The 25,114-nt window shown below is 62.2% G+C and carries 20 protein-coding genes and 1 pseudogene; 7 read left to right on the forward strand and 14 right to left on the reverse strand.

The window, feature by feature from the left end:
• Positions 1-538 (reverse strand): bifunctional hydroxymethylpyrimidine kinase/phosphomethylpyrimidine kinase (gene thiD, locus I6F35_RS18705; protein WP_225119139.1); only part of this gene is annotated, 538 nt, incomplete at its 3' end.
• A gap of 139 nt (positions 539-677) precedes the next feature.
• On the opposite strand from thiD, the gene I6F35_RS18710 reads away from it, so the two are divergent.
• Together I6F35_RS18710 and I6F35_RS18715 are read left to right on the forward strand one after the other, a co-directional pair.
• Positions 678-923 carry an Lrp/AsnC ligand binding domain-containing protein gene (locus I6F35_RS18710; RefSeq protein WP_225119140.1) on the forward strand — a complete coding sequence of 82 codons (246 nt, stop codon included), beginning with the start codon at positions 678-680 and terminating at the stop codon, positions 921-923.
• A 716-nt stretch (positions 924-1,639) separates the two neighbouring features.
• Positions 1,640-3,823, forward strand: a complete 2,184-nt coding sequence (locus I6F35_RS18715) for an ATP-binding protein (RefSeq protein WP_225119141.1) — start codon at positions 1,640-1,642, stop codon at positions 3,821-3,823.
• Between the two features lie 139 nt (positions 3,824-3,962).
• On the opposite strand, the gene I6F35_RS18720 is transcribed toward I6F35_RS18715, so the two are convergent.
• On the reverse strand, positions 3,963-4,880 hold the full coding sequence (locus I6F35_RS18720; protein ID WP_225119284.1) for a cytochrome c: 918 nt from the start codon (positions 4,878-4,880) through the stop codon (positions 3,963-3,965).
• 172 nt (positions 4,881-5,052) lie between these two features.
• Between I6F35_RS18720 and I6F35_RS18725 the strand changes: the two genes are divergently transcribed.
• Positions 5,053-5,475 (forward strand): CHRD domain-containing protein, encoded by a 423-nt coding sequence (locus tag I6F35_RS18725; RefSeq protein WP_225119142.1) that lies wholly within the window; start codon positions 5,053-5,055, stop codon positions 5,473-5,475.
• Positions 5,476-5,713: 238 nt separating this feature from the next.
• On the opposite strand, the gene I6F35_RS18730 is transcribed toward I6F35_RS18725, so the two are convergent.
• The 6 genes from I6F35_RS18730 to I6F35_RS18755 form a co-directional block, all read right to left on the reverse strand.
• Positions 5,714-6,163, reverse strand: coding sequence for a cytochrome c (locus I6F35_RS18730; RefSeq protein WP_225119143.1), 450 nt, complete (start codon positions 6,161-6,163; stop codon positions 5,714-5,716).
• Between the two features lie 115 nt (positions 6,164-6,278).
• On the reverse strand, positions 6,279-8,588 hold the full coding sequence (locus tag I6F35_RS18735; protein WP_225119144.1) for a xanthine dehydrogenase family protein molybdopterin-binding subunit: 2,310 nt from the start codon (positions 8,586-8,588) through the stop codon (positions 6,279-6,281).
• Positions 8,589-8,745: 157 nt separating this feature from the next.
• Entirely contained in the window at positions 8,746-10,275 is a 1,530-nt protein-coding gene (murJ, locus tag I6F35_RS18740; protein WP_225119145.1) for a murein biosynthesis integral membrane protein MurJ, read from the reverse strand.
• 91 nt (positions 10,276-10,366) lie between these two features.
• Entirely contained in the window at positions 10,367-11,515 is a 1,149-nt protein-coding gene (locus I6F35_RS18745; protein WP_225119146.1) for a DegT/DnrJ/EryC1/StrS family aminotransferase, read from the reverse strand.
• Positions 11,516-11,545: 30 nt separating this feature from the next.
• Positions 11,546-12,565 (reverse strand): Gfo/Idh/MocA family oxidoreductase, encoded by a 1,020-nt coding sequence (locus I6F35_RS18750; protein WP_225119147.1) that lies wholly within the window; start codon positions 12,563-12,565, stop codon positions 11,546-11,548.
• A 259-nt stretch (positions 12,566-12,824) separates the two neighbouring features.
• A complete protein-coding gene (locus I6F35_RS18755) occupies positions 12,825-14,234 on the reverse strand; it encodes a mannose-1-phosphate guanylyltransferase/mannose-6-phosphate isomerase (protein WP_225119148.1) in 1,410 nt (469 codons plus the stop codon).
• Positions 14,235-14,705: 471 nt separating this feature from the next.
• Here I6F35_RS18755 and I6F35_RS18760 point away from each other — a divergent pair, with 471 nt between their 5' ends.
• The gene (locus I6F35_RS18760; protein WP_225119149.1) at positions 14,706-15,686 is read left to right on the forward strand and encodes a lysylphosphatidylglycerol synthase transmembrane domain-containing protein; all 981 of its coding nucleotides are present in this window, start codon (positions 14,706-14,708) and stop codon (positions 15,684-15,686) included.
• Positions 15,683-16,708, forward strand: coding sequence for a glycosyl transferase (locus I6F35_RS18765; RefSeq protein ID WP_225119150.1), 1,026 nt, complete (start codon positions 15,683-15,685; stop codon positions 16,706-16,708). Before I6F35_RS18760 ends, I6F35_RS18765 begins: the two co-directional genes overlap by 4 nt.
• A 329-nt stretch (positions 16,709-17,037) precedes the next feature.
• Here the strand turns inward: I6F35_RS18765 and I6F35_RS18770 are convergent, their stop codons facing one another.
• Entirely contained in the window at positions 17,038-18,174 is a 1,137-nt protein-coding gene (locus I6F35_RS18770; RefSeq protein ID WP_225119151.1) for a dipeptidase, read from the reverse strand.
• 303 nt (positions 18,175-18,477) lie between these two features.
• Between I6F35_RS18770 and I6F35_RS18775 the strand changes: the two are divergent.
• Positions 18,478-18,958: pseudogene (locus tag I6F35_RS18775) on the forward strand (tyrosine-type recombinase/integrase).
• Between the two features lie 113 nt (positions 18,959-19,071).
• Positions 19,072-19,296: a hypothetical protein gene (locus I6F35_RS18780; RefSeq protein WP_225119152.1), complete on the forward strand. Its 225-nt coding sequence runs from the start codon at positions 19,072-19,074 to the stop codon at positions 19,294-19,296.
• A 61-nt stretch (positions 19,297-19,357) separates the two neighbouring features.
• On the opposite strand, the gene I6F35_RS40530 is transcribed toward I6F35_RS18780, so the two are convergent.
• The 5 genes from I6F35_RS40530 to I6F35_RS18805 all read right to left on the reverse strand — a co-directional run bounded on the left by I6F35_RS40530 (position 19,358) and on the right by I6F35_RS18805 (position 25,102).
• The gene (locus tag I6F35_RS40530) at positions 19,358-20,470 is read right to left on the reverse strand and encodes a DUF1254 domain-containing protein (RefSeq protein ID WP_346283184.1); all 1,113 of its coding nucleotides are present in this window, start codon (positions 20,468-20,470) and stop codon (positions 19,358-19,360) included.
• Entirely contained in the window at positions 20,421-20,675 is a 255-nt protein-coding gene (locus I6F35_RS40205; protein ID WP_275945472.1) for a DUF1254 domain-containing protein, read from the reverse strand. The genes I6F35_RS40530 and I6F35_RS40205 overlap by 50 nt, the downstream gene beginning before the upstream one ends.
• A gap of 277 nt (positions 20,676-20,952) precedes the next feature.
• Positions 20,953-22,446 (reverse strand): DUF1254 domain-containing protein, encoded by a 1,494-nt coding sequence (locus I6F35_RS18795; protein WP_225119153.1) that lies wholly within the window; start codon positions 22,444-22,446, stop codon positions 20,953-20,955.
• A gap of 501 nt (positions 22,447-22,947) precedes the next feature.
• Positions 22,948-23,889 carry an NAD-dependent epimerase/dehydratase family protein gene (locus I6F35_RS18800; protein WP_225119154.1) on the reverse strand — a complete coding sequence of 314 codons (942 nt, stop codon included), beginning with the start codon at positions 23,887-23,889 and terminating at the stop codon, positions 22,948-22,950.
• Positions 23,882-25,102, reverse strand: coding sequence for a glycosyltransferase family 4 protein (locus I6F35_RS18805; protein ID WP_225119155.1), 1,221 nt, complete (start codon positions 25,100-25,102; stop codon positions 23,882-23,884). Before I6F35_RS18805 ends, I6F35_RS18800 begins: the two co-directional genes overlap by 8 nt.
• Between the last annotated feature and the right edge of the window lie 12 nt (positions 25,103-25,114).

The following is a 25,114-nucleotide window of genomic DNA, read 5'->3' on the forward strand; positions in this document are numbered from 1 at the left end:
GCCCGTGCCCGCCCTTGATCAGCACCGCCTGACAGCCGAGCGCAAGCAGCCGCTTGCCCTGGCTCTCGATGGCGGCCTCATCCGAGGCCATCGGTTCATCGAGCAATGCGGCGGCTTCCGGCAGGTTCGGGGTGATCAAGGACGCAAGCGGGATCAATTTCGTGCGCAACGCATCGACCGCTTCCGCGGCAAGCAGGCGATCGCCCGATGTCGCAACCATTACCGGATCGAACACGATGTGCTTCGGCGACCAGCGCTTGAGCCCGGCTGCGATCGCCTCGATGATGGTAAGCTCCGCCACCATGCCGATCTTGACCGCGCCAACCGCAAGATCGGAGAACACCGCATCGATCTGCGCGGTCACGAACTCGGACGGCACCCGATGGATGCCACGCACCCCCATCGTGTTCTGCGCGGTCAGCGCGGTGATGACGGAGGCGCCGTAAACGCCGAGCGCGGCAAACGTCTTCAAATCCGCCTGGATGCCGGCGCCGCCAGAGGAATCCGAACCGGCGATGGTAAGCGCGATCGGGGTCATCGAAGAACTGCCGCGCAGTGGGGTAGCCATAAGACCATGGTCCCTCCTAGCGCGGCGGACCGGGGCCGGCAAGCTGGCTTGCCATCGCACGGGGAATTTGGCTCTATGGACCGGCGACCCTGCCCCGGAGACGACAGCGATGGTTCCCTTCTTCATCCAGATCAAGTGCAAGCTCGGCCAGTCCTATGCCGTCGCCAATGCGCTGGCGGAGGCCGAGATCGCTTCCGAGATCTACTCGACCGCGGGCGATTACGATCTCCTGGTGAAGTTCTACGTCGACAAGGACACCGACATCGGTCACTTCGTCAACGAGAAGGTGCAAATCATCCCTGGCATCCAGGACACCCACACCATCATCACCTTCAAGGCGTTCGGGACCACCTAGAGCGTTTTCGAGCGAAGTGGATACCGGTTCGCGTGAAGAAAACGCGTCAAAACAAGAATCTAGAGCTTCGGTTCTGATTCAATCAGAACCGAAAATGCTCTAGGGCGCGCGTCCTTGCCGTTCCGCGCCAGTTTTTTGGGCCGCTCGCCTACAATTGCAACCGTTTCCCGACGGACTGAAACAGCTCTGCAATACGGCCGGTTCAGCCTCTTCTGCAGAAGATTGGTAGCGGGACGGCAGTTCAATGACAGTTGCTCTATCAGCGCTTTGACGCGCCAGCGCAAACTCGACCGTTTGCCCGGCACTTCGCTTTCACGCGGAAGTGTGGGCGTATGGGGCCAGTCGACGACGATTGCAGCTCCAGCGATGTCGAGTGCCCGGTCCGACGGCGCCGCATTCGGCCGGAATGCTTAATGGCTCCCAAGGCTGCTGACATCTCTGGCTGATTGCTGCCCGTGTGCCTGCCTATGGCTCACTGCCGCCAGTCTTCGCGTCGCCCCACCATCCTTCTTTGGCATCGACATGAGCCAACCCGCCTCCACGGCCATGGGTCCACCTCCGCGTCACCTCCCCGCGACGCGCGGGTCAATCAGGGCTCGGAACAGCTCCACCGCTCAATGGCATCATCCGTTGAGAGAACGCTTCATGCAATGGCACCCGTCGGTGGACTGGGTACGGTCGGTCGGACGCCCGATCATGCGTGGGAAAAGGTCGAAATGAGTAGTCTGCTGTCACGCCTATTCGTGCTGGTGGCTGCGGCGATGCTGCCGTCAATCGCTGTACAGGCCTACAATGAGATCGACCTGCGTCGCACGCGCGAAGTTGAAGTCCACGACGAGGCACTCGGGCTCGCCAAGCTCGCGGCCGCTGAACAGCAGCAGATCGTCCAGGGCGTTCGTCAGGCTTTGATCGCACTTTCCGAGCTTCCGGCGATAAAGGCAAAGGACGTCCAGGGATGCAACGCCTATCTTTCCAGGATCAAGCAACGATACCCGGAGTTCATCGTCTTTATCGTGGTCGACATGAATGGCAGCTCTTTTTGCGACTCAACCATGGAGCATAAGTCAACTACCGCGGCTGGACGAACCTATTTCGCGACGGTGGTGAAGACCAGAAAATTTACCGTCGGAGAGTTCGCAATCGGCCGATCCACTGGTCAAAGCGTCCTTCAGTTTGCGCTGCCATTCTACGACAATGAGGACCGCATGGGAGGCGTCGTAATAGCGGCTCTCAGCCTTGATTGGCTCGCTGACTACATCGCGAAAAAGGCTGTCCCGGAAGGAGCCGCGCTCGCCATCACGGACCGCAACGGCATCTGTCTCGCTCGCTATCCTGATAATAGCCTGTACGTCGGCAAGAAACTGCCTGCGGGCAAAGATCCGGTTCTCCACAACGGGACAGTGGTGGAAATGGTTAACGTTGACGGCACGCGAAGGATTGTCGGCTTTTCCGCTGTGGAGCAAGATCTTCTTGTCAGTTTCGGCCTCGACAGGGCACAGACTTTCACCAGGATCGAACATCGCACGCAGCGCGACCTGTTGTTCATCGCTCTGAGCGCCCTGATTGTCCTCGTCCTGACGGCGTGGGGCGCTCGGCGGTTCATCCAGCGCCCGTTTGCGCAATTGGTAGACGCCGCCAACCGATGGCGGCTCGGCGAGTTTGACCGGCGCGTGGATATCCCGGGCAACTCCGAGATCGCACGGGTCGCGAGCGCATTTAACGCCATGGCCGATGCGCTGGAGCACCGTGAGCACGAACTATCCGAAGCGAGGGAGCAGTTCTATCAGAGCCAGAAGATGGAGAGCGTCGGCCAGCTCACCGGTGGCATCGCGCACGATTTCAACAACCTGCTCACGGTGGTCTCGGCGAATCTCGAACTCATCGAGGCCGGCAACGACATGGGTCAAACCCGGCGCTTCGCTGCGGCTGCGCGGCGTGCCGTTGATCGTGGAGCCAAGCTGACGGCGCAGCTTCTCGCCTTCTCGCGAAGGCAGATATTGAATTCAAAACCGGTCAACGCAAACCAGCTTGTTTCCGAGTTCCAGGGACTCCTTCGCAAAGCTGTTGGGGAAGCTTGCCGGGTCAAGGTATGGACCAATGAAGGGTTGTGGCTATGCCATGTCGACCCGTCGCTGCTGGAGACCGCCCTTCTCAATCTGGCCCTGAACGCGCGCGACGCCATGCCTAATGGCGGCGTGCTCGACATCGAGATGAAGAACATCGTCGTGAACGAAGGCGGCGTCGCGGGGTGCGTGCCCGGATCATACGTCAGGCTGTCGGTGAGAGACACCGGTTCTGGAATGTCCCCCGAGGTGCGTGGCCGGGTGTTTGAGCCCTTCTTCACCACCAAGGAAGTTGGCAAAGGCACCGGGCTCGGACTCAGCATGGTCTACGGCTTTGTCCGTCAGTCCGGGGGGCACATCACCATCGAGAGCGCATTGGGAAAGGGGACTACTGTCGCTCTCTACTTGCCCAAAGCCACCCAAGAGCCTGCCGTCGAAACGGGGGACGTCCAAACCGAAGCGTTACCCACCGGCTCGGAGCGAATCCTGGTTGTCGAGGATAACGATGATCTTCTGGACCTCACGTCGGCGATGCTGATCAGGTCGGGCTATCAGGTTCGTTCCGCTCGGAACGGCGCGGACGCAGTTCGGATGCTCCGGAGCGAAGAATTTGACTTCCTGCTCAGCGACATCGTGATGCCAAACGGAGTTAACGGCATTGAGGTTGCTCGCGAAGCGAGGCGGTTGAACAAGGGCATCAAGATCCTGCTTGCCTCGGGCTACGCGGGAGAGGTGCTGGAACAACATCAAGCGGTAGGCGAATTTCCGATTATCGAGATACCGTTCCGCATGTCCGAATTGGCAGCGCGCGTCCGGTCAATCCTGCAGGAAGCTTGAGCTGCTTTCCTGCCGTTGCTTCCCGCGACGCGCAGCGCCTAGAGCGTGATGACTTTTCTTCGAATCGTCATCCCGCTCTAGCTCTTTGTTTGAGCATGATCTTTTTCGGAAAACCGCTCCCACTTTTCCGGATCATGCTCTAGCTCTCGCTCCGCTTGGGCCGGGTGGGACCCTCGACCGGCGGCAGCGACTTCAGATAGTCCGCCATCGCTGCGCGGTCTTCGTCCGACAATTGCGACGTGTTCTTGATCACGCGTGCCATCAATCCGCTGGCGCTGTCGCCCTCCGGCAGTTCGCCGGTCTTCAGGAAATAGGCGAAATCCTTTGCGCTCCAGTCTCCGAGATTTTTTTGCGTGATGTTGGGCACCCAGCCCTCGCCTTCCGGATTGGGTCCACCGGCAAAGCGCTGTGCGCTGACGATACCACCCAGGAAATTGCGCGGGCTGTGACATTCCGCGCAATGGCCGAAGCTGTTCACCAGATAGGCCCCGCGATTCCATTGCGCGGAGCGCGTCGGATCCGGCGTGAACGGCTTACCGTCCATGAACAGGAATTTCCACACGCCGATGTTGCGGCGGATGTTGAAGGGAAACGGCACGTCGTGACCGCGCGCCTTGCCGGCGACCGGCGGCAGCGTCTTGATGAAGGCGAAGAGATCGCGGACGTCCTCCACCTTCCCATGCTGGTAGGAGGTGTAGGGAAACGCCGGGAAAAAGTGCACGCCGTCCGGCGAGGTGCCCTTCATGACCGCGGTGACGAAATCGGCCTCGCTCCATCGGCCGATGCCGTCGTTGGGATCGGGCGAGATGTTCGGCGCATAGAAGGTGCCAAACGGTGACGGGATCGCGAGCCCGCCGCCGAGCCGAGTGCGATCGGGCTGGTCGGGCACGGCATGGCAGGACGAGCATCCGCCCGCGTTGAAGATGGTGGCGCCGTTACCGACGTCGGGCTGATAGGCCGGCAGCGCGCTGGCCAAAATCGTCGCAGGCATGGTCAGCCACCAATAGACGCCAATACCGACAAGGATGATGACCGCAGGAAATATTCGTCGCAACATGGTCCGACCTGTCATCAGAGCGTTTTCGAGCGAGGTGGAGCAACCAATATGGCGAGTGTTTCGGCCATCCGCTTACAGGAAATTTTTCGCGTTCTCGGCGATTCCGGGAATAAAGCGTAAAGGCCGTTGTTTCGAGGCTGACACTCATCCGACGCCAACAGGGAGAAAGACCATGCCGAACAAGACCATGCTTGCCACGCTCGCTCTTGGGGCCGCCATCATGTTTGCGGGCCCTGCTTCCGCCGACAAGTACAAGGTGCCGCTGGACAGCAAATCCGAGGTGCCGCCGAACAGCAGCAGCGGAACCGGCACCGCCGATATCGACTACGATCCCGCGACCAAGAAACTGAGCTGGAAGGTGACCTATTCCGGCCTCACCGGTCCCGCCACCATGGCGCATTTCCATGGGCCCGCCGAAGCCGGCAAGAACAGCGGCGTCGCGGTCCCGATCCCGAATATCGCCTCGAGCCCTGCCGAAGGCAGCGCCACGCTGACGGATGCGCAGGCCGCCGATTTCCTGGCCGGCAAGTACTACGTGAACATCCACACCGCAGCCAATCCAGGCGGCGAAATCCGCGGCCAAGTCGTGAAGTAAGCCAGCGACAGATGCTGATCGATGAAGGCGGATGCTTCGGCATCCGCCTTTCTCATTTCGTGCCTATAGTGAAGCAAACCAGTACTGGCCGCGACGAAGCTGCGCTCCCTCTCCCGCTTGCGGGAGAGGGTCGGGGTGAGGGTGTCTCCGCATTGGGACTCCCCGAGTGAGAGAGCCCTCACCCGCTGCGCCGAAGCGCAGCGACCTCTCCCGCGCGCGGGAGAGGTGAAGCGCCGCATCATTTCAATTTGACGCGATAGATGTCATGGCAGCCGCCGCAGCGGTCGTTGATGGTGGTGTAGGCCACTTTCAACTGGTCGAGATTCTTGACCTTGCCCTTGACATCGGCGATCGCTTTTGCGACCGGCGGAATCTTGGAATCGAAATCGGCCTTGTTCTGCCAGATCTTCGGCGACGCCGCGTAGGTGGCGTCCTTCACGTGTTCCTTGGGATTGGTGGCAAAGACGTTCGCGATCTTGGCGACGTCGGTTTCGAGATCGGCGAGTGCCGTATCGACCGCCTTCTGGTCGTAGGGGATATCACCCTTCACCATTTTCCCGATCACGTTGTACATGCTCTTCGCCTGCGCCCGCATCAGGTTTTGCTGCTGGACAGCAACCTCCTGCTGCGCCATGACAGCGCTTGCACCGAGCAGCACGCCGCACGCCGCCATAACCATCCGCTTCATCGGCGAATTCTCCTTTTCGTGAAGTCTTGCCGGACGCCGCCGCGCGCGCGTTGCGCCCGCGACCTCTCCAGTAGAACCCGTGCGCAGGCGTTTATTCCCGCGCACGGGATCGTCATCAGAGATTATGGCGCCGCTGCGCCTCGCGGATCGCGATCCAGACTCGCTCGGGGGTGGCGGGCATGTCGATGTGGTCGATCTTGTATTCGCGCCACAGCCCTTCGATGATCGCGTTGACGATCGCCGGGCACGAGCCGATCGCGCCCGCTTCGCCCGCGCCCTTGACGCCGAGCGGATTGGTGGCGCAGGGCACGTTGTGGGTCTCGAACACGAAGGATGGTCCGTCGGAGGCGCGCGGCACCGCATAGTCCATGAAGGTGCCGGTGACGAGCTGGCCATCGGTTGCGCTGTAGACAGCCTGCTCCATCAGCGCCTGCCCGATGCCCTGCATCGCGCCGCCGTGAACCTGGCCCGCGAGCAGCAGCGGGTTCAGTGTCACGCCGAAATCATCGACGATGACATAGTTCACGATCTTGACGATGCCGGTCGACGGATCGATCTCGACTTCCGCGAGATGCGTGCCGTTCGGATAGGTGCCGTCGGCGCTGGCGAAGGTCGCGCTGGCATTCAGCTTCGACGGATCGACGCCCGGGCGTTTTGCCAGGTCGGCAAAGCTGATCGAGCGGTCGGTGCCGGCGATGCGGATCACGCCGTCTGTTATCTCGAGGTCGCCGGCGCTGGCTTCCAGCGCCTGCGCCGCGATCTCCTTCAACTTGTCACCGAGCGCAGCCGTGGCGCGCTGCACGCTGACGCCACCCGACGGAATCGAGGCTGAGCCGCCGGTGCCAAGGCCGGTCGCGATCTTGTCGGTGTCGCCCTGCAGGATGTGGACACGCTCCGGCGGCACGCCGAACTGTTCGGCGACGATCTGCGCATAGGCGGTCTGGTGGCCCTGCCCGCTCGACTGCGTGCCGATCAGGATGGAGACCTCGCCATTGGGATCGAGCGCGACATTCGCGGTCTCCTCGCCCATGGTGCCGCAGATCTCGACATAGGTTGCAAGCCCGATGCCGCGCACCAGGCCGAGCTTCTTCGCCGCCCTGGCGCGCTTGGGAAATTCCTTCCACTCGGCGATCTCCATCGCGCGCTTCATGTGCGCGGCGAAGTCGCCGGAGTCGTAGACCTTCCCGGTCGCGGTCTTGTAGGGCAGCGACTTCGGCGGAATGAAATTCTTGCGCCTGATTGCATCGGGCGTCATTCCGAGCTTTCGCGCGGCGGCATCAACCAGGCGTTCGATGACGTAAGCCGCCTCCGGCCGCCCGGCGCCGCGATAGGCGTCGACCGGCACGGTGTTGGTGAAGATGGTGCGGACGCGGCAATGGAAGGCCTGGATGTCGTAGAGGCCCGGCAGCATGCCGGCGCCGCCATGCGGAATATACGGGCCGAAGGTCGAGAGATAGCCGCCCATGTCGCCCATCAGGTCGACGTCCATGCCCAGGAACTTGCCATCCTCGGCGAGCGCCATTTTCGCGGTCGTGACGTTGTCGCGCCCCTGCGAGTCGCCCATGAAGTGGTCGGCGCGATCTGCCGTCCACTTGACGGTCTTCTTCAACTGGCGCGCGGCGACCGCGACCAGCGCATATTCGCGATAAGGAAACAGTTTTGTGCCGAAACCGCCACCGACATCGGGGCAGATCACCCGCATGTTCTCGACCGGGATCTTCAGGATGTTCTGGCAAAGGATGTCGCGCAGGCGATGGCTGCCCTGGCTGCCGATCGTCAGCGTCAGATGATCCTTCTTGGCGTCATATTCGGCGACCGCTGCGCGCGTCTCCATGAAGTTGGTGACGATGCGCGGATTGACGATCGAAATCTCCGCGACCGCATGCGCCTTGGCAAAGGCATCTTCGGTCGCCTTCTTGTCGCCGATCGAGACGTCGAACAGCACGTTGCCCGGCTTGTCGGGCCAGACCTGCGGCGCACCGGGCTTCACGGCATTGACGACGCCGATCACGGCCGGCAGCGGCGTCCACTGCACGTCGATCGCCTCGATCGCGTCGCGCGCCTGGTCGATGGTCTCGGCAACGACGAAGGCAACAGCATCGCCGACATGGCGCACCTCGTCCTTGGCCAGGATCGGATAGGGCGGAGCGGTGAACGGATCGGTCTCCAGGTTGAACAGGCATGGCAGATCGCCGAGGGCGGCGACCTCAGCCGCGGTCAGGATCAGGCTGACGCCCGGCAGGCCGCGCGCCTTGGTGACGTCGATGGTGAACTTCGCATGCGCATGCGGTGAGCGCAGCACCAGCGCATGCAACGCCGGCTGCGGCGCGACGTCGTCGGTATAGCGGCCCTTGCCGCGGATGAGCGCGTCGTCTTCCTTGCGGCGTACACTCTGGCCGACGCCGAATTTGATGGGGGCTGCCATCGTCACTCCAATTGTCGTTGTTGTCTACGCCATGCTGGCGTTGTCCACGCCGTGGCGGCGTGTTTCCCGACATATTGGCGCGGTTGGGAAAGAAGCGCAAACCGCGAATTGCGGACCTTGGAAGCACCGCAACAAAAAGCTGATTTGACTTGAGAACTTATCCGCGCCTTAGGGCGAACAGCCATCCGCGCCCGAACAGCACCAGGATGCAGAAGCCATAGACGAAGGCCCCGACCGCCATCAGGAGCAGCAGGATGGTTTCGTCGCGCAGCACATGCATCTGCGCGAAATAGACCGCCGCGAATCGCGCGGTCGCCCAAAGCGATGCCGCCAGCACGAGCCCGGAGACGGCGAATTTAGCAAAGGTCAGCAGCAGGCGGCGATCGAGCTCGAGATAGCCGGCGCGCACCGCAAAACCGAGCACCAGCAGCAGGTTGATCCAGGCGCCGACCGCGGTGGCGAGCGCAAGCCCGATCTGGGCGAGCGGGGCCATCAGGCCGATCTTCAACAACAGATTGGCCCCGAGCCCAGTCAACGACGCCTTCACCGGCGTTGCGGTATCCTTGCGGGCGTAGAACGCCGCAACCGCGCTGCGGATCATCACGAACGGAATCAGGCCGATCGAATAAGCCGCCAGCGTTGCGGCCGCGGCCGCCGCGTCGGCATTGGTGAACGCGCCGCGCGCAAACGCCGCGCGCACGATGATGTCGGGCACGGTGAGGAAGGCCGCGACAAAGGGCACGGTCGCAAGCAGGGTGAAATCAAACGCGCGGCGCTGCGAGGCCGCAGCGCCTGCGGTATCCTCGGCGGTGATGCGCCGCGACATTTCCGGCAGCAGCACCGTGCCGACGGCAATGCCGATCACGCCGATTGGCAGCTGGTAGAGCCGCTCGGCGTAATACAGCGCCGACAACGCGCCCGCCGCCAGGAACGTCGCGATGATGGTGTCGGCGAACACGGCGACCTGCGTGCCCATCGAGCCCAGTGTCGCCGGCCCGATCGCGCGGAAGAAGTTGCGGACGTCCTCGTCCAGCCGCGGCATGGCAAAGCGCGGCAGCGTGCCGTGGCGCGCCAGATCGCCCGCGAGCAGGAAATATTGCAGGAAACCGGAGATCAGCACGCCCCAGGCCGCGGCATGCCCCGCGGTCGGGAAGAACGCCGCCAGCGCCAGCGTCGCCATCATCGACAGATTGAGCAGGATCGATGCGCCGGCGGCGCTGGCAAAGCGCTGCATCACATTGAGCATGCCGCCATAGAGCGTCACCATCGTGATCAGCAGCAGATACGGAAAGGTGATCCGGGTGAGCTCGATCGCAAGCTGGCGCTGCTCGGCCTCATCGGTGAAGCCGGGCGCAAGCACGCGCAATGCCTGCGGCATGAAGGCCCAGGCCAGCGCGAGCAGGATCAGCTGCGACAGGAACAGCAGCGTGAAGATGCGGTCGGCGAACAATCGCGCGGAGGTGTCGCCGCCCTTGCCATGGACATGGGCGTAGGCGGGAATGAAGGCGGTGTTGAACGCGCCCTCGGCGAAGATCGCGCGAAAATTGTTCGGCAGCCGCCAGGCCACCAGGAAGGCGTCGGCAATCGGCCCGGCGCCGAGGATCGCCGCGAGCATGATGTCGCGCGCGAGCCCCGTCAGTCGCGAAAGCAGGGTATAGCCGCCGACCGTGAAGATGCGCCCAAGCATGGGGTGCTTCTAGCGCATATTTGCCGCCGATGGCATCAGACCCGAACGGCTAATTTTGCTGTGACGTGAAGCCGCGCCCAAAGCGGCGAAATCAAGACAGCGCGCCGCGCACCGCCTCGATGATTCGCCCCTGTGTTGCCTCGTCGAGATAAGCGTGAATCGGCAGGCTGATGACGTCGTTCGAAAGTCTCTCGCTGACGGGCAGACCACCGTCGGCCACCGGGAAGTCGCGGTAGGCGGTCTGCTGATGCATCGACTTCGTATAATAGATCGCGGTGGGCACGCCCTGCGCCTTCAGCGCCGCGGCAAAACCGTCGCGATCGATGCCCTCGGGCAGGCGGATGGTGTAGCAGGCCCAGATCGAGCCGCAGCCGGCGGCAAGACGCGGAACGGTCACGACGTTGCCGAGCCCGCGCGCATAGCGCTCCGCCACCTGGTTGCGCCCGGCGATCTCGTCCTCGAATACCCTGAGCTTTTCGAGCAGCACCGCCGCCTGCATGGTGTCGAGCCGCCCGGTCAGACCGAGGCGCACATTGTCGTATTTGTCGGAGCCCTGGCCGTGCACACGGATGCTGCGCAGCGTTTGCGCGAGTTCGTCGTCATCGGTGAAGATCGCGCCGCCGTCGCCGAAACAGCCGAGCGGCTTTGCCGGGAAGAAGCTGGTCGCCGTCGCGAGGCCGAAAGTGCCGATCCGCCGCCCCTTGTAGCTGGCGCCGAAGCCCTGGGCGGCGTCATCGAGCACGAACAGGCCCTCGGCCTTGGCGATCGCGGCGATCGCATCGTGATCGGCGGTCTGCCCAAACAGGTCGACCGGAATGACGCCGACGGGCTTGAGGCCCCGCGCCCTGGCGGTGGTGATGCCACGCTTCAACGAAGCGGCATCCATGTTGAATGTCGTCTCATCGACGTCGACGAAAACCGGCGTGGCACCAGTCAGCGCCACCGATTCGCCGGTGGCGCAGAAGGTGAAGGACGGGCACAGCACCGCATCGCCCGGGCCGACCTCCTTCGCCATCAGCACCATCAACAGCGCATCGGTGCCGCTGGCGCAGGTCACCACATGCTTTGCGCCGGAGAACTTCGCAAGCTCGGCCTCCAGCGCCGTCACTTCCGGCCCATTGATGAACTGGCAATGGGCGAGCACGCGGGAGACCGCCTCATCGATGGAATTGCCGAGCCGGCGGCGCTGCGCGGCAAGGTCGATGAAGGGAATGGGTTCTGGACGCATATGCTGGTTCATGGGACCTTGCGGGACGAGCGTGTGATGACGTCAGCCGGCGACGCGGCGCGGGGCCTTGCGGGCGATGGTGGTGGCGGCCGGTGTGGCCGGCGCCTCCAGGCATTTGATCGCGATCTCGAGACTTGCAACGCCCTCGTTGCCTGATACCGCCGGCTCCTTGCCGCATCTGACCGCATCGAGGAAGGCGATCAATTCGGCGCGCAGCGGTTCGTCGTGGCCGACAGGCAGATGCCGCATCGAATAGCTGCCGTCGGGCTTGAAGCCGAAGCACTCGGTGACCTGCCGGGTCAACAGATCGCCCATCACATATTTGCCGCGCGTCGCGACGGTGACGCTGCGCGCCTTGAACGGCGTCAGCCAGTTGGTGTTGATATGCGCGAGAACGCCGGAGGCGGTGCGGAACTGCAGCAGCGCGATGTCCTCGCGCTCGGCCACCGCGCTCGAAAGCTGCGGCTGCACGTCGACGATTTCAGACTCGGTGAACCAGCGGATCAGGTCGATGTCGTGGACGGCGAGATCGATGACGACGCCGACATTGGACATGCGCGGGGGAAACGGACCGACGCGGGTGATGCCGATCGAGAGGATGTCTTCGCCCGATATCGCCTGCTTGATCGCGGCAACCGCCGGGTTGAAGCGTTCGACATGGCCGACCATCAGCGTCAGACCGGCCTGCCGCGCGGCGGCGACGATATCGTTGCCCTCCTCGACCGTGGAAGCGACGGGCTTCTCGACCAGGATATGGATATTGCGCGCGATACAGGCGAGCGCGATCTCGTGGTGCAGATGCGTTGGCGCCGCGATCGTCACGGCATCGACGCCTTCGGCGAGCAGTTCATCGAGCGTGGCAAAAGCCCGACAGCCGACCAGCGCAATGGCCCGCGCGCGGTGTTCAGCCAGGGGATCGACGATCCCCACCAGCGTGACCTCGGGCAATCCCGCCAGCACGCGGGCATGGTTGCTGCCCATCACCCCCGCGCCGATCACCCCGACGCGCAAGGCACGTCTGATTCCGGCTTTTGCGGCCAACCCTGACCCTTTGGAACTCATGTGATTACCCCAACAGACTTCTGGTGGCGCCCATCGGTTGTGCGTTCTTCCCCGGACCAACCCGACTCCACCGAATCAGGCCGCAGCCCTATCCCCTTGTCCTGACGTGCTTTCTTTCCCCGAAGCATCATCATGTAAAGGCTATAGCATGCCGTCACAAATGTGGCGAATGCCAACACGCAAATCCGGACACGTTTTGATTCAAACGGTTACATGATCTGGCCGGCCGCCGGGACGAAACGGGCGTGCTGCGCAACGGTCAGGTGCGCTGATAATCGTCCTCGATGCGGATGATGTCGTCTTCGCCGAGATAGCTGCCGGTCTGCACCTCGATCAATTCGAGGAGGATCTTGCCGGGGTTCTCCAGCCGGTGCACGGCGCCGATCGGGATGTAGATCGACTCGTTCTCGTGCACGGTCTTCACTGATTCGTTGACGGTGACGCGCGCAGCGCCTCGGACCACGATCCAGTGCTCGGAACGATGATGATGCTTCTGCAGCGACAGCCGCTCGCCCGGCTTGACGATGATGCGCTTGACCTGATGGCGTTCGCCGTTGTCGACCGACTGGTACGAGCCCCAGGGCCGATGCACCTTGATGTGGTTCTCGGTGACCTCGGGCGCCACCGTCTTCAATTTCGCCACCAGCCGCTTCAGGCCGTTGGCATCCTTCTGCCGCGACACCAGGATGGCATCCTGCGTCGCGACCACGACGAGGTCGTCGACGCCCTCGAGCGCCACCAGCGCGCGGTCGGTCGAGACGTTGCAGTTGCGCGAATCTTCGAAGACTGCGGCGCCCCGCGCGGCATTGCCCTGCCCGTCCTTGTCGGACAATTCCCACACCGCGTGCCAGGAGCCGACATCCGACCAGCCGCAGGACACCGGCACCACGGCCGCGCGCGCGGTCTTTTCCATCACCGCATAGTCGATCGAGATCGCCTTCGCCGATCCGAACGCATCGGCATCGAGCTTGACGAAGCCGAGATCGCGCAGAGCGGTCGTCACCGCATCGCTCACCGCCTGCACGCTCGCGGTATCGAAATTGCGATACTCGTCAAGCAGCACGGCGGCGCGGAACATAAAGTTGCCGCTGTTCCAGAGATAGCCCGACGTGATGTAGTCAGCCGCGGTTGCGGCGTCCGGCTTCTCGACGAATTTTGCGACCGCGCGCACCTGCCCCGAAATGGTATCGCCGGGGCTGATATAGCCGTATTCGGTGGCCGGGCGTTCGGGATTGACGCCAAAGGTCACGATGCGGCCCGCCTTCGCCGCGGCCAGCCCCTCGCGACAGGCGGCGACGAAGGCCTCGGTGTCGCCAACCACGTGATCGGCGGCGAGCGCCAGCACGATCGCTTCCCTGTCGCGCGCTTGTGCAAAGGCTGCGCCGGCTGCGATCGCCGGGCCGGAGTCGCGCCGCGCCGGCTCCAGCAGCACGTCCGCCTCGCGTCCGATGCCGGCCAGTTGCTCCAGCACCATGAAGCGGTAGGCGTTGTTGGTGATCACGATCGGCCGCTCGAACAGAGCCGGGTCCGACACCCTGAGCAGCGTCTCCTGGAATGTCGAGCGCGTCCCGAACAACGGCAGGAACTGTTTCGGATGGACCTCGCGCGACGCCGGCCACAGCCTCGTGCCCGCCCCGCCGCACATGATCAATGGAATAATTCGGTCCATCCTAACCTCGAATTCTGGAATGATTCCGCTGCCCGACGATAGTTAACGTCCCCATCGTGCCCGGTCGAAGCCCGGAACCGATGCTCCGAAGGGATGCCCAGAACCAATGTCCACGTCCCTTCACATTGTCGACATCGGCGACATGTCCCGGGGTCACGGACGTGACCAGCGGCACGTGACGGCCCTTGCGGGCCGGATTACCGTCCCCAAGCGCTACCACCCCGTTTAGCCCTTTCAGATGAATTTTTGTGGGCAGCGTAAACCTTTATGAGCATGCGAGCCAAGCGCCTGGGCAACCCGGCCGGCCCCGTTCAGGCCCTCTTTACCCGCCACTTCGAGTGCGCCGCAAGGGCGATCGAACGGCTATTGCAAGATCGGTCCTAAACCCATACCAAGGCGACGAAATTCGGCGCGCGGCGCCGATTTGCGCCGTTTTTGATGTCTTTCTCGAACCTGACAAACGCGGACGAGATGCGCCGGATATTGCTTTCGACCATCAAGATCTTGATCTCGGCTGCGCTGCTTTACCTCTCGCTCCGTAAGGTCAACCTGTACGACCTCGCCGCGCGCCTGCGCGTCGAAAGCCTGGGCTGGATCGGTCTCGCGATCGCGATCACCTTCCTTCAGATATTCCTCGGCGTGTTGCGCTGGCGCGAGATCAGCGCCGAGTGCGGCGCGCCGCTCGAGACGCGACAGGCGATGCGCTTCAATGTGATCGGAACATTCTTCAATCAGACGCTGCCGTCGTCGATCGGCGGCGATGCCGTGCGGCTTTGGCTGGTCGCGCGCGCCGGCGCCGGCTGGCGCGCGGCGACCTATTCGATCTTCGTCGACCGCGCCATCGGCCTGATCGCGCTCGCCGTGCTCATCGTCGCGAGCCTGCCGTGGAGCTATCGGTTGATCACCGATCCACACGGACGATCGGCGCTGCTGCTGGTCGATTTCGCGGCGCTTGCAGCCGGCGGCGGCTTTCTCCTGCTCGGTGCATTGAAGTGGCCGTGGCTGAAGCGCTGGTGGGGGACGCACCACATCCACGCCTGCGCCGTCATCGCCAACGGGGTGCTGTTCAGCCGGGACCGCGGCCCGAAGATCGCGGTGCTCTCGCTGCTCGTTCACGTGCTGACCGTCGTCATCGCCTGGTGCGTGGTGCAGTCCATTTCCGCGCCGCTCTTGTTCGGCCAGATCTTTCAACTGGTGCCGCCGGTGATGCTGATCACCATGCTGCCGATCTCGATTGCCGGCTGGGGCGTGCGCGAGGCGAGCATGGGTCTTGCCTTCGGCTATGCCGGACTGGCGGCCAATGAGGGCGTCAACGTTTCGCTGCTGTTCGGCGCCGTGTCGTTCATCGTCGGCGCGTTTGGCGGGCTGGTGTGGATTCTCAGCGCGGAAAAGAAAGCGCAAGGTGACAAGCCGATCGCGGTCCCCGAACAATCGCTGTCGCCGATCGAATGACCAACGCCGATATCGCGCTTTCGCTGGTCGCCGCGGCGCTTGCTGCGTTGTTGTCGGCATTGCTCATCTGGCTGCTGCGGCCGATGCTGCTGCGCGTGGCGCTCGCCAAGCCGAATGCGCGCTCGTCCCATCGCATCCCGACGCCGCAGGGCGCAGGCATCGCCGTGATCGTGGCGACGCTGGTCGTGGCGGGCGCGCTCGTCGCACTCGGCGGCGGCGGCACCCTCGAAATCCCCCTCGCGGTCTTCGGCGCAACCCTGTTCATCGCGGCCGTCGGCTTCGCCGATGACGTCAAGCCCGTCCCCGTGCTGCCGCGCCTGTTGCTGCAGGGATTGGCGGCGGCCGTGGTGGTGTTTGCGGCGCCCGGCGATCTCAGGATCGTGCCGGCGGTCCCGTTCTGGATCGAGCGCGGGTTGCTGCTCATCGCGGGGCTCTGGTTCGTGAACCTCGTCAACTTCATGGACGGGCTCGACCTGATGACGGCGGCAGAAGCGGTGCCGATCACGGCGGCAGTCGCACTGCTCGGCTTTTGGCAGCAGGTTCCACCTTCGACCGCGCTGGTGGCGGCGGCGCTGTGCGGCGCGCTGCTCGGCTTTTCTCCCTTCAATCGTCCGGTGGCAAAGATCTTCCTTGGCGACGTCGGCAGCCTGCCGATCGGGCTCCTGCTCGGCTGGTGCCTGCTCGAGCTCGCCTATCACCAGCACGTCGCCGCAGCGCTGCTGCTGCCGCTGTATTATCTGGCTGATGCCACGATCACGCTGCTGCACCGGCTGATCAAGGGCGAGCCGTTCTGGGCGGCGCACCGTTCGCACTTCTACCAGCGCGCCACCGACAACGGATTTTCGGTGACGCGGATCGTCAGCGAGGTCTTTGCGCTCAATGTCGGGCTGGTGCTGCTCGCGATGTTGTCGATCCGCTTGGATTCGATAGCGGCGAGCTTCGTCCTACTGGTCGTGGGCGCGGGCGCGGTGGCGTGGCTGCTCTACCGGTTTTCGCGCCGGCGGGAACGACCGGCCGGCTAGAGCGTTTTCGAGCGAAGTGGATACCGGTTCGCGTGAAGAAAACGCGTCAAAACAAGAATCTAGAGCTCCGGTTCTGATTCAATCAGAACCGAAAACGCTCTAGCCATGATCCGGAAGGCTCGAACAAAAAACCAGGCTGGGCACTCATAAATCGGAATGCTTGGGTTAGGCGCGCCTGATGCCCGCCTGTCCGCCAATAGCGTACGTTGCCGGAGGTCGCAGAAGAGCCATTGCCGACATTGTATTAAGGGGGCTATGGCCGGACAGTACCGATTATCATCGGTTCTTCACTACTAGCCCTTCGCGAAGCACCCGCAGCACGTTTTCGCTCATGACCTTTTGGATGTCGTCGCTTGATAGGCCACGTCGAGCAGGGCCTGAGTTATGCTCGCGATTTGACTTGCGTCAAATGCAGTGGTGGTGGCCCCGTCAAAGTCCGAGCCCAAACCGACGTGGTCGATACCAACGAGATCGCGAACATAGGCTATGGCGCGAGCTACATCCTTTGGCTTCGTTGAGCAGATCGCGCCTTCCCAGAAGCCTATACCAATCACGCCTCCAGTTTTGGCAATCCCTCGTATTTCATCGTCGCTGAGATTGCGGTTTGCTTTACAAATTGCCTGGACACCGCCGTGGCTAGACACGACTGGGCGAGTGGCCAGCGCAAGCACATCTGCAACTGTCGCATGGCTTGCGTGGGCGACATCTACCACCATCCCCAAAGTTTCCATGCGACGGACGACCTTCCTTCCAAGCGGAGTTAGGCCGCCCTTGTTGACTCCATGCATTGAGCCCGCAACCTCGTTGTCAAAGAAGTGAGTAAGCCCAGCCATTCGAAAACCAGCAGCATAAAGGACGTCAAGGTTTCCGAGCTTGCCTTCAAGATTATGCAAGCCCTCAACAGAGAGCATGCCGCCCACAACTAAACTGCCGCCCTGCCTATCAAGAATTAAGCGCTCGATATCTTGTGGGGTGCGGATGATCCTCAGTTTTCCATCTGACTTGCTGGCAAAGCTATGGAGCTTTTCCGCATGCCATAAGGAGCGTTCGAGCCCCGAGCGCCACGTTCGTATTGGTTGCAGGTAGAGAATGCTCGTCAACGTCTGGACATCGAAGCTTTCGGCGCTGTTTGACTCGTAATTTTGACCTTCAGGAGATTTCGTTACCGACGAGAACACCTGCAGCGCGTAGTGTCCCTCAATTAATCGCGGCAGGTCGACATGACCAATGTTCGACCTTTCGAGCAAATCGCGTTTCCATAAGAGGCTGTCCGCATGCATGTCCGCCACATTGAGCGTGGCTTGTATGTCTTTCGCTTGCGCCGTGATGTTGGATTGGATCGGCACCACCTTGTTGTAAGCCCGGTCAATCTTGCCCGGCTCGACCAGAACGTAACGAACCGGGAAAAACACCAGACAAGCCAGGAGTGCCAGCCAGCAGCCTATAATGATTCGTTTCATGGTCATGCCGCGCCCCATCCTCCGGCGACAATAAGATGAGGTGGCTGTCTTGTCCAAAGCGCGGCGATAAAACGTGGCGCAAAGCTACAAACAGTGTGTGATCGGCTTTGGGGTATTCAGCGCCCATGCCCGCGTTGGTCGGGAGGCAGCATTGAAGCTCGACTTCACAATGTCAGCTTTGGGCCAGTGGACTAAACCGCTCGCGCGGTAGGCGCCAGCGGCTGGCGGCGGAGCCAAGAGGATAGCGCAACGGGGCGTCCTGTCTTGGGATGAGGGGTTCGCAACCTTCACCCAAGACAGGAGCATCCCATGACCGACGAGACAGTAAGCCCGTTGCGCCGGCGCATGATCGAGGACATGACGATCCGCAAGTTCGCGCCGAAGACCCAACATGACTACGTGCAGAGGGGCAAGAACTTCGCCGCGTTTCTCGGGCGATCACCCGACACGGCGAGCTTCGAGGACGTGCGCCGCTACCAACTGCATCTGGCCGCGAGCGGTGGATCCGGGGCAGCCGATGACCACGCGCCAGCTCAATCGCGCCTGTCACGCTGCCGCGCAGATGGCGGAGATCAGCAAGCGCGTCTCGCTGCACACCTTGCGGCACAGCTTCGCCACCCACCTCTTGGAGCAGAACATCGATGTCCGCGTGATCCAGGTGCTGCTCGGCCATGCAAAGCTCGACACCACGGCGCTCTATACCCGCGTCGCCACCAAGACGATCAGCGAGGTCATGAGCCCGCTGGAGCACATCGCGCTCAAGCTCAAGGAGGTCCGGCCGCCCGGCTGACGCACGCGTGTCGCGCCCGGCCTTGGAGGTTGCGGACATCTTCCGCGACGGTGGCCCGGCATGCCACGGCATCGGCCGACAGCTCCAACGAACCACATCAGGATCGACACCTCATGACCGTGCCGCAATCCCGCAAATCCGCTCGCCGCGCTCGCTGGCTCTCGACCGGCCACGGCAGAGCGCGCCCAGATATCCACCAGCCGTCGCAAATCGTCGGACAACTTGTGGAGTTCAAGGCCATCCGCCGCGCATTCGTCAGCGACTTCACCGTCGCGCAACTCGTCGGGCCGACTCGATCCCAATCAACGAGCTCGCCCGCGGCGCTCAAATCCCCATAGCGCCTGCCGCACCGAAGCGGCCGGCATCCGAAAACCTTCACAAAAGCGGGCATCAGCGTCGCTATCTCACCTCTTCGAAATCGCCCGGTTTCCAGCTCTTGTCGATCGCGGCTTCGGTCGGGAAGTAGAGTCTAAGAATTGCCATGTACGCTCTGCCGGGAGCGGTCGGCAGCCAGTTGCGGGCCTTTCCGTCGGGCGCTTTTGGTCCGAAGTAAAGGTCCGTGCTTCCATCGACGTTCTGTTCGGGTTTTTGAGGCGACCCCAACGCCGGCGCTTCCTGACCATTGTCGTAGAGCGCGGCGCTGAAGGCATCGTACAGCGTGACGTTCCAGAATAGCTTGGCCGGAATGTTCGCTGGCAGGTGCAGGCGATAGTCGTTGCTTCCCGACAACGGTTTGCCTTGGCTATCGACGGCGACAATCGCGTAAATCGCACCTTCGCCGGGTGTGAATGTGAACATCCCGGGGCTTACCCCCCAGCTATAGCTGAAGAAGCTCGTCCGCGCATCTAGGGCGCGATATCCGCCGGACCGCATGATCCACGAAAGGTTCCAGGGTCCGGATGGGTGTGCGCGAGTCCCTCCGGTGAAGGGGTTGATCCAGTGCCGGTCCGGGTACATGACTTGGGAAACGCCGTTCACAACCGGGTCGTAGCTGAGGACGCGAGCCGTCTTGAACCCGGTCATTGCCGCTTTGTCGAGAATAGAGCGGGTATGTGCATCCGGCCTGAAGGGCTGGCCTTTGACAATTCCGATTGACGCCAACATGCCGAGCCAATCGGGGCTGGCAAGATTTTCACCTTCACTGTCGAGAAGTTGTTTGATTTGGTCAAATGCGGTGCTGTCCGTGCTTGGCAACAGGTTCAGCTTGACCGCCGAGGCATCAGGGAATTTCATCGGCTTCGCGGCGGCGTTGTCATTCAGTGGATAGACTTTCGTTTTATCCAGGTGCTCCACAGCAAGCCCCAGCTCTTTTGGATTCGCCACGAACGCGCGCAAGGTCACCAGGACGTTCATTGTTGCCGAGCGATAAACGTAATAGCCATTCGGCACGTCGCTCTTATAGCCCGGAGGTACGAGCAAAAACCTTCCACCTTCGCCGTGGTCCGGTCCAGCGAAGCCGACATCACCTGCGAAACTTTGCGCCCTCCACCGGAATAGGAACGCCCCAGTAATCCGAAAGGAAACCTTGCAGCTTGGGCGGCAACTCCATCACGAGCGGACCGTCCTTGCCCAAGTCGAGGTAACCCACGGCGTACATGGTCACCGTGTTCGGAGTGAATACGAGGGTCTTGGCATCTGTGAGAGACTTCCAGATTGGCAAGACGTTGTAACCCGCGCCGAATGCCTTCTCCGATCCGGCCTGCATGCCCAGCGTCATGATTGCTGGCATGGCCCACATGTACGTCTGTGTTGCGCGCTGGAATAGCAGTTCATCCTTTAAGGTCTGCGCTGCTTCGCTGGTTGGTTGTCCCTCCGGAAACGGCGAATTGGCTAGTTCGCGAACCAGGTCGGTTCAGCCGCTGTTGCCGCCTGAAGTCCAAATGCCGTGACGACCGCAACCAGGCTGATGCGCAATTTGAAAACCAATGCTGTGACTCTCATGACTTGCTCCTTCCCAGGCAAGGCAGCATAAAGGTGAAACTCAGCAATGACTGTCAGACCTTCTCGAAATCCGGTAAGCGCCACGACTTGTCGAAGAATGCCTCGGTCGGGCCATAGAGGCGGAACCACACCCACCAACCCCGTCCCGGCAACGTCTTGATCCAGTTGCTCTCCTTGCCTGCGGGCGCTGTCGGTCCGAAGTACAGATCGATCGACCCGCCACCATTGGTCGCAAGCTTGTCGTAGGTCGACTTGGCCGCCACGTCGGTGTCGGTCTGGATCATTGACCTCGTCTCGAAGTCGTACACCGTCACCGACCAGAACTCCCTCACCGGCATGTTGGCTGGGACGCGCAGCCGATACTGGTTGGAGCCGTTGAGCCAATCACCCTTGCTGTCACGTGCGGAGCGCAGATACTGCGAGCCTTCGCCGATGTGCTTCTCCTTCATCGCAGGCGATGCCATTGTCGCCTGAAAATAATAGTTGATCCGCGCCTCAAGGTCGCTCCAGTACCTGCCGCGCAAGGCGGGGTTCAGCATGAGCACGAACTCCCATTGCGTGCCCGGGTAGTAGACGACGTCCTTGAGACGCGGCGCCATGCTGATGGCTTGATCGATCGCCCACGCAACGTCACTTGCCTCGGTGAGGATTTGTCTCATCCGTGCGTCGGGCCCGAAGGGTTTGCCGGGTTCAATGCCGAGCGATTTGAGCAAGGACAGCAGGAACGCACCGTCCTCGCTTGGGCCCACATAGTTGGCGACTTCCGCGGCGCGCTCCCAATACTTGAAGCCTTCCGGCGCAATCGAGTTCCAGTTCTTGCCCGAGGTCAGCACGACTGTTGTTTTCGGCGGATCATTTCGCTTAGAGAGCGGGTAAATGCGCGTTGTCTCCAAGCTCTTTGCGGCTCCAGCAACATCGCGATTCCGGACGATACCGCGAGCAAAATACGCGGCCAGCGACGTCGGCGATATGACCCGGTAATAGCCCTCGGGGACCGTCTCGTTGAAACCGGCGGGAAGAATGAGAAACTTTCCGCCCTTGCCCTTGTCCTCACCGATCGGGCCGACACCAGCGATGGTCTGCTGCCACAAATCAAAAAACGCGCCATACGAACCGGGCGCAACCTCGACCACCATCGGACCGTTTTTCCTGAGATCGAGGAAGCCCATCGCGTAGATCGTCGTGCTGTTGCCGGTCAGCGCGATACCATGCGGATCGAGGAAATGTTGAAGGAGATACCAGTCTCCTTCGCTCCCGCCGGCCTGTTGCAGTCCCGCGTTCAACTCGTTCATTGCGACGAGCGGGTCCACATACTGGTAGGCCAGCACAGCGCGCTGGAAATCGAGTTCGTCGTACAGCTTCTTAACAGTTTCGGCAGTCGGGAATCCCGCTTCGTACCGCAGGTCACCAATTCGAGTTCTCTTGATGTCCGCCGGTCGTTCGCTCGCTGAAGCCACTCCGGTGAAGCCTACGGTTGTGTTGGCCAAACCTCCCGCGATCAGAAGACCCGCAGGAACGAGCGAAAGGGTATCGCGACGTGTGGGCATAGCTGGCCTCCGTGCTATGAGCGTGCGGCAATTCTCGCGCTTTGCACTGAGCAAATCTGCCGACCGGCGAGAATGATCCGCTCACCATTCGCTTGCCCGCATCATTGGGCGGACTATGTTGTTTGCTGTCTATGGTTGTACTAATTTAAGAGTGTCAGTATCAGGTGCGCATCCATTGATCCAAATCAATATCCGAGATAACGGCTCAGGAATGCCTGATTTGGTCATAAGCAGCAAAACTCAAAGCGAGCAAAACAAGTCTGCCTTGGAGTGGATAGCGACTAAACCTCTCGGTAGCAGGCCAGGTCAAGTTCGACTGCCGAGCCGTTCCTCAACGGCATCTTCCAGGTCTTGACGGTAACCGGGTCGAACGTTCTTCAATAGAAATAAGCAATCTCATCGTGCGGCGACGCGCTACGACAAACTTGCCGCCCACTCGTCGGCCTTCGTCAATTTGCGCCAATCGAGTTGTGGCTGCGCGCCAACGAACCGCGCCCTGGATCAGCGATCGACACCGTGCAGGGCCCGCCTCAGGCCCTCGTTGAGGCCGATGAGCGGCCGCCATCCGGTGGATGCGACCTTGGACAGGTCGAGTTCGAGCGAGCCGAACAGGCTCTCATTGGCCTCATTGCGGCCGGTGATGCTGAACAATGAACGCAACACCAGCCGCGGCATGGAAAACAGGCGCGCCGGCTTGCCGGCCGCGGCGGCGAGGCGCTCGATGAATTCGGGCGTCGACACCTGCTCGTCATCCGCGACCAGGAAAATGTTGAACTGGCCGTCCGGATGCGAGAGCCGATGCAGCACGAATGACGTCAGGTTCTCCGCAGAGACGAACGCACGACGGTTGCTCACATTGGCAAACGGTAGCGGAATTCCGGCACCGATCGCCTTTTCGAGCAGCGCCAGATTGCCCTTGGCACCGGAGCCGTAGATCAATGGCGGCCGAACGACCGTGATCTTCATCTGGCTGCTTTGCGCCAAATGCCTCAATCCCGCTTCGGCGGCCGCTTTCGACATTCCATAGAGGCCGCGCGGCGTCAGGACATCGTTCTCGTTGAACGGCCTGCGGCCGTCGGTGGTTCGGCCATGTACCAGCACGGTGCTGACAAAGATGAAGTGGCGGACACCGGCATCGGCCGCGCAGCGGGCCAGATGCAACGTGCCTTCGAGATTCACGCTGCGATAGAGCTCGACGGCGTGTTCCTCGTGCCTGTGATGCACGCGCGCCGCCAGATGCACGACCGCATCGACGCCTGCGAGCGCGGCGCGCCAGTCGGTCACCGGACCGATCGAATCGATCGTCGCCTCGTCGGCGGCGGCTTTCGGCTTGCGGACGGCGCGGCGCACCACCCAACCGTTGCGCGCCAGCACCGGCGCCATATGTCGCCCGACGAACCCGCTCGCTCCCGTCACCAGCACCACGGGTTCGTCATTACTCACGACCGCTGCTCCGACACCGCCCTTCCGATCCGATCAGTCTCTGAATGAGGGCCGCGTATCCTGTCAAGGCGCGCTCGGGGCTATAGGTCCCCGCCACCGCGACGGCGCGCTCCGACAGCGTCGGATCGGGAGTTCGCGATGCCGCGCGGATCGCCTCGGCCAGTTGCTCCGGCATGCCTGGCGTCACAACCCGCCCGAGATCGTGCTCGGTCACCGTGAGCGCGGCTTCGGCCTCCGGCTCGGATACGAGGATGACCGGCCGACCCACGGCAAGCAGATTGTAGAACCGGCTCGGCACGGAGACGCCGGCGACATCCTTGCGATAAGGAATGAGCCAGACGTCGGCGGCCGACAGAAAATCCTGCAGCTCCCCGTCCGCAACACGGTCCACCAACGTGATATTGGCGAGCTTGGCCTCGGACTGCATCGCCCTCAGTTCGTCGAACCCTATACCCCAGCCCGAAAGCAGAAAGTGAATGGTGGGGTCATCCTTTAGCAGGCGCGCGGCCTCGAACACGATCACGGGATCGTGGGTGAAGCCGAGATTGCCGGAAAGGCCGACGACAAAACGGCGGTCCAGCCCGCGACGGAAGGGATTGTCGGCCGCAACCGGACGAACCGCGGGTGTGATGGTGGTCCAGTTTGGAATGAAATCGATCTTGTCGCGCGTCATGCCGCGATAGCTCAGCAGCAACTTCTCGCTGTCGCGGCCGATGATGACGACGGAGGTCAACGCGTGGAACATCAGCCCGTTCATCGCGCGCATCGCCCTGGTGACGATTGAGCCCGGCCTCAGCAGGCCGCTCAGGACGAGCACCTCCGGAAACAGATCGTGCAGGATCAGGATCGACCGCGCACGCTTCAACCTGGCCGCGGCGGCGACGCCGTAAGGGAGCACGAAGGGGGCCGTCACGGTCAGCGCAATGTCGCCGGGCTCAAGCCGCCTGAGAAGGGCGAAGAAGGTGCGCACGGTGAACAGAAGCTCGGCGGTCGCGCGCTTGAGGAGCGCCGCCTTGCCCGGCATCCAGTTCTTGATCTCCTCGACCGCTGGCCGATCGGCTGCCGATTTCGACGCCGAGCCCGGCCATCCCGACAGCACCAGCACGTCCACCTCGTTGGCGAGGCGGCTCGCTATCGCAGCCATGATCGCCGCAGTCGTGCTCTGGTCCGGCGGATAGTGCTGACTGACGACGACGACTTTGGGCTTCTGCATCGATGATTGGCC

It is taken from the genome of Bradyrhizobium sp. BRP22 (assembly GCF_020194175.1).
Classification (GTDB): Bacteria; Pseudomonadota; Alphaproteobacteria; order Rhizobiales; family Xanthobacteraceae; genus Bradyrhizobium.

Coding starts and splice junctions, on each gene's coding strand:
- I6F35_RS18710 (WP_225119140.1), top strand. CDS start 678: ATGGTTCCCTTCTTCATCCAGATCAAGTGCAAGCTCGGCCAGTCCTAT.
- I6F35_RS18715 (WP_225119141.1), top strand. CDS start 1,640: ATGAGTAGTCTGCTGTCACGCCTATTCGTGCTGGTGGCTGCGGCGATG.
- I6F35_RS18720 (WP_225119284.1), bottom strand. CDS start 4,880: ATGTTGCGACGAATATTTCCTGCGGTCATCATCCTTGTCGGTATTGGC.
- I6F35_RS18725 (WP_225119142.1), top strand. CDS start 5,053: ATGCCGAACAAGACCATGCTTGCCACGCTCGCTCTTGGGGCCGCCATC.
- I6F35_RS18730 (WP_225119143.1), bottom strand. CDS start 6,163: ATGAAGCGGATGGTTATGGCGGCGTGCGGCGTGCTGCTCGGTGCAAGC.
- I6F35_RS18735 (WP_225119144.1), bottom strand. CDS start 8,588: ATGGCAGCCCCCATCAAATTCGGCGTCGGCCAGAGTGTACGCCGCAAG.
- murJ (WP_225119145.1), bottom strand. CDS start 10,275: ATGCTTGGGCGCATCTTCACGGTCGGCGGCTATACCCTGCTTTCGCGA.
- I6F35_RS18745 (WP_225119146.1), bottom strand. CDS start 11,515: ATGAACCAGCATATGCGTCCAGAACCCATTCCCTTCATCGACCTTGCC.
- I6F35_RS18750 (WP_225119147.1), bottom strand. CDS start 12,565: ATGAGTTCCAAAGGGTCAGGGTTGGCCGCAAAAGCCGGAATCAGACGT.
- I6F35_RS18755 (WP_225119148.1), bottom strand. CDS start 14,234: ATGGACCGAATTATTCCATTGATCATGTGCGGCGGGGCGGGCACGAGG.
- I6F35_RS18760 (WP_225119149.1), top strand. CDS start 14,706: ATGCGCCGGATATTGCTTTCGACCATCAAGATCTTGATCTCGGCTGCG.
- I6F35_RS18765 (WP_225119150.1), top strand. CDS start 15,683: ATGACCAACGCCGATATCGCGCTTTCGCTGGTCGCCGCGGCGCTTGCT.
- I6F35_RS18770 (WP_225119151.1), bottom strand. CDS start 18,174: ATGACCATGAAACGAATCATTATAGGCTGCTGGCTGGCACTCCTGGCT.
- I6F35_RS18780 (WP_225119152.1), top strand. CDS start 19,072: ATGACCGTGCCGCAATCCCGCAAATCCGCTCGCCGCGCTCGCTGGCTC.
- I6F35_RS40205 (WP_275945472.1), bottom strand. CDS start 20,675: ATGACGCTGGGCATGCAGGCCGGATCGGAGAAGGCATTCGGCGCGGGT.
- I6F35_RS18795 (WP_225119153.1), bottom strand. CDS start 22,446: ATGCCCACACGTCGCGATACCCTTTCGCTCGTTCCTGCGGGTCTTCTG.
- I6F35_RS18805 (WP_225119155.1), bottom strand. CDS start 25,102: ATGCAGAAGCCCAAAGTCGTCGTCGTCAGTCAGCACTATCCGCCGGAC.